This is a genomic window from Marivita sp., from assembly GCF_020055675.1.
Classification (GTDB): Bacteria; Pseudomonadota; Alphaproteobacteria; order Rhodobacterales; family Rhodobacteraceae; genus Marivita.
The window spans coordinates 1-3,821 of sequence record NZ_JAIPUS010000067.1; the positions used below are offsets into that span (position 1 = coordinate 1).

Genomic DNA, 3,821 nt, shown 5'->3' on the forward strand with positions numbered 1-3,821 from the left:
TGATCGCCCGCCTCTTGCTGCGACCGGTATTGACCGTCGCCTTCATCTGGAGCTGGTCCCGATGGCGAAGACAGCATCAAGCCATCGCAGCCCTCGCACATCGGAAAGCGCGGCTCAATGTGCAACTTTTGTGGTTGCCGCCCGTAATGCAAGAAGTTTTTAACCCTATTGGCGTGTGATCGAGTGCGAACTTTTGTAAGGCCTCAAGATGCGGCACTTCCAATAGCCGCGGGCCGGGATGATGATCAGCGGATCAGGTCCAAATCTGTAGTACGAGCTGATCGCTCGCAGTTGCTAACTGGTTTTCCCAATCCGGATCTGTTCGATCGTTTTGCCCATTCAGGTCGTCGTCTTCTTACACTCCCTTTGGCACCATCGCTTTCAGTTCGACATGGGCTTCATGCCGCGACTGCCAGCGCCGGATCCTTGTAATCTTCGTTCTTCGTCAGCATCGCCCAGATCTGCCGTGCCATCTTGTTGGCCAGGGCGATCGCAACTAACATCTTCGGCTTGCGCGCCAACATCCGTGACAGCCAGCTGCCCTCCGTAATTGTGCGCCGTCCAAGCCAGCCCAGCCGCGACATTGCCCCAATGATCAGGAGACGTCTAATATCAGCTTGCCCGGCCTTGGTCATCCGCCCCAAACGTTCTTTGCCTCCAGATGAATGTTGCTTGGGCACCAGACCCAACCAGGCTGCAAAGTCACGTCCCGTTTTGAACTGCGCCATATCAGGTCCAAACGCCTCTACAGCGATGGCCGTCAGTGGCCCGACACCGGGCATAGTCTGAAGCCTGCGCGCGCTGTCTGACTTACCAGCCAGCGTCTTGAGTTTCGCGGTGCGCTCGATGATACGCGCCGTTTTCTCTTCAATCTGCGCCAGCAGGTCCAAGCATTCCTCGCGGATCAATGGCTGCAAGTCGGCAGTCTTATCCTCTAAAAGCGCTGTGATGCGGTTAAGCCGGCGTATTCCTTGCGGAAACACATGCCCATGCTCATACAACAGCGCCCGCAAGGCGTTCACATCCGCCGTCCGCTGATGCACTAGGCGTTCCCGGCCACGAAAAATTGCCGCGCGCGATTGTTGCTGGACTGTTTTAGGCTCAACAAAACGCATCTCGGGTTGACGCGCCGCGATGACGATCGCCTCGGCATCGGCAGCATCATTTTTCTGGCGCTTGACGAACGGGCGAGCGTATTGGGGCGCAATCAGTTTCACCTCATGGCCAAGCGCTGCCATTTCTCGAGCCCAATAATGTGCGCTGCCACAGGCTTCAAAAATGACCAGGCAAGGTTCCTGCTTAGCCATGAACACGGGAAACTGAGTGCGCGTCAGCTTCTTGCGGAACTGAACCTCCCCCGTGTGCAGCGCCCCATGAACTTGAAAAACATTCTTTGCCAGATCGACACCGATCATCATAACCTTCATCTCGCCGTCCTCCTCTTCGCGTGGCGTTGAACACCACGACCTTGGCACATTGCGATGCCGTCAGGGAGGGCGGCAACCACTCCATCTGTAGTACTAAAGCATCCGACTTTTAACCTGAGACATATCCGGCAGCCTTGAAGTAGTTCCAGCATTCCTGCGGGGAGAAGAGGTCGCATATCTCCGCGAGGGCGTTGAACATATCGGTAAATGTTCTGGCGCCTATCCTGCGCAGGTGCGCTTTGAGTTTTGAGAACGCCATCTCGATCGGGTTCAGGTCGGGGCTGTATGGCGGCAAGAACAAGAACCAGCATCCAGCTTCGCGCATGGCTTTGTCTGCGGCAGCATTCTTGTGTGTGGCGAGGTTGTCCAAAATGACGACGGTACCTGGCTCCAGTACGGGGACCAACACCTGCGAGACATAAGCGGCGAAGGCTTCACCGTCCATCGCACCTTTGATGACCCATGGAGCGACCAGCGCCCCTGCGCCAAGACCCGCGATGAAGGTCTGTGTCCCCCATGATCCAAAGGGCGCGTCCATGACCAGTCGCGCGCCCCGCTGTGACCAGCCTCGTTGTCGGGTCAGGTTGGTTTTCACAGAGGTTTCGTCAATAAAGACAACGCGGTCCGGCCTGGCCGAGACGGCTGGCAGGCGATGCTTGATCCAGTCGTCACGTTGCTTCCTTACCCTTGCGCGGCGTCGCTCAGTCGCGACCAACGTCTTTTTTTATAGGTAAATCCGAGCTTGCGCAGGAACCGGCCAATCGCATCCGGGTGTGCCTGAACGCCGGTCGCATCTGTCAGCGCGCCGGCCAGTTCGGGCATGGTCATGTCGCCGTCCTGATCTATCAGTTCAATCAGAAAAGAGCGATGCGGATCAAGCTTGCCCTTGCCGCGAGGGCGGCCTTGAGGCGCAGCTCGGGCCTGCCCGGTCCGGCGGATCGCAAGACCCCAACGCGCCCCGGTGGCAGGCGAGAGCTTCAAACGCAACGCAGCCGCGCGCCCGCTTAACCCCTCTTCAACCAATCTCTGAAACCGCGCCCGAAGCGCATCCGGCAAAGGTGCTGACATGATCCATCCTCCCAAACAGGATGAATCACAAATCAGCAGTCATGGGAATCCCTTCCGATTCAGGTTTCCAGTCGGGCGCTCTAACAGACCAAAATATCCTATCAGCACTGAGCGGATATCCGACGGTCGAGGCTTCAAGATGCCAGCCGAGAACGTCGCTTTGTATCTGCAGCGGTCAGACCAATGAAATGTACGGGCTTTGTTCTCTCAAAAGCCCAAATATGCAGCTTCGGGACCCTTGGGCTCTATCACTGGCCTTCGGTTTCCTCAGAGATCAGCTTCCGAACGACGCTGACTGGCAAGAACATCCTCAGCGGGTTCGATTCGAGCGACTGGAAGCCGTAGCTTTCGTAAAGTGCGTTGCGGCGAGCGACGCGGTCGGATTCACCGCAATCGAGAACGTCAAGCATGACCACAGCAACGCCGATGGCATCTGCAGCAACTGCAATTCGGCGGAGGGCATCGACAAGCAGATCGCCGCCATAACCGCCCCCGCGGAACTTCTGATCACGCCCGATCATCGAGATGTATGCGGCAGGGATGTTCCCATGCGAGGGCCGGGTCCGCGCGAACTTTGCAGGTAAATCCGTATAGAGAACGGCGTGCGCATTCAGGGCATAGAACCCGATGACCGTGCCAGAAGGGTCGACCATCACGTAGAGACGAACATTATCCACCTTGGCGAGCTTGTTGGCCGTCTTCTGGAAGTAGTTGTCGACCTGTTCGACGCCGCAAGAAAAAGCCGCTCGATCATGTCTTTCTGGATCGAACGGCTCAATGGTGTAGGTCGTCTGTTGTGATGCCGCCATTTACTGCGACACAACCGTTTTGCCATGCCGACGGAAGGCCGAGCGCAAGGCGTCTGTCGGCGCTGCCGGAGTATCGAGTGCCGAGAAAAACGCGTCATGATCGACCGGTTGCAGCACCGCGTAAAGCGCGGTCAGCGGGTCGATCACGCCGCGCTGGGCGGTCGGGTCGATGTCATGGGGTTCGGGTGCGCGCGGCGGGTCGAACGTGACCGAGGCCGGGGTCGTGCCACTGAAACGGGTAACCGCCGAGGTGCGCTCGCCGTCGTCGACCTCGATCTCGGTATATTCGGTGCTGACATAGCGCCCGCCCCGGATGCGGCCCTGTGCGCGGCCCTCGTAGCCATATTTCACGAGCGCGCCGACCAGTCCCGTGGCCTTCGCCGCGGACGAGACCGAATAGCTGCCGCCCTGGTCCCGGCCGCGCAGCGCGATGGCCCCGCCGGTGATGCCACGCAGCGACAGGTCGTAGGTCGCGTCCATCCCCTGCGCAAAGGCGGGGGCGGCGGCCAGGAGGGCG

At 58.8% G+C, this 3,821-nt stretch carries 4 protein-coding genes; all 4 read right to left on the minus strand.

Annotated elements, in window-relative coordinates:
- Positions 1-398: 398 nt before the first annotated feature.
- Positions 399-1,427 carry an IS110 family transposase gene (locus tag LCF59_RS17490; RefSeq protein ID WP_292288902.1) on the minus strand — a complete coding sequence of 343 codons (1,029 nt, stop codon included), beginning with the start codon at positions 1,425-1,427 and terminating at the stop codon, positions 399-401.
- Positions 1,428-1,536: 109 nt separating this feature from the next.
- Positions 1,537-2,495 (minus strand): IS630 family transposase gene (locus LCF59_RS17495; protein ID WP_292288905.1). Its coding sequence is split into 2 segments (ribosomal slippage): positions 1,537-2,151 and positions 2,154-2,495, totalling 957 coding nucleotides; the frame shifts between segments, so codons are not numbered across the junction.
- 248 nt (positions 2,496-2,743) lie between these two features.
- A complete protein-coding gene (locus tag LCF59_RS17500; protein WP_292288903.1) occupies positions 2,744-3,304 on the minus strand; it encodes a GNAT family N-acetyltransferase in 561 nt (186 codons plus the stop codon).
- Positions 3,305-3,821, minus strand: a 517-nt coding sequence (locus LCF59_RS17505) for a DUF3108 domain-containing protein (protein ID WP_292288904.1), incomplete at its 5' end; no start/stop codon positions are given.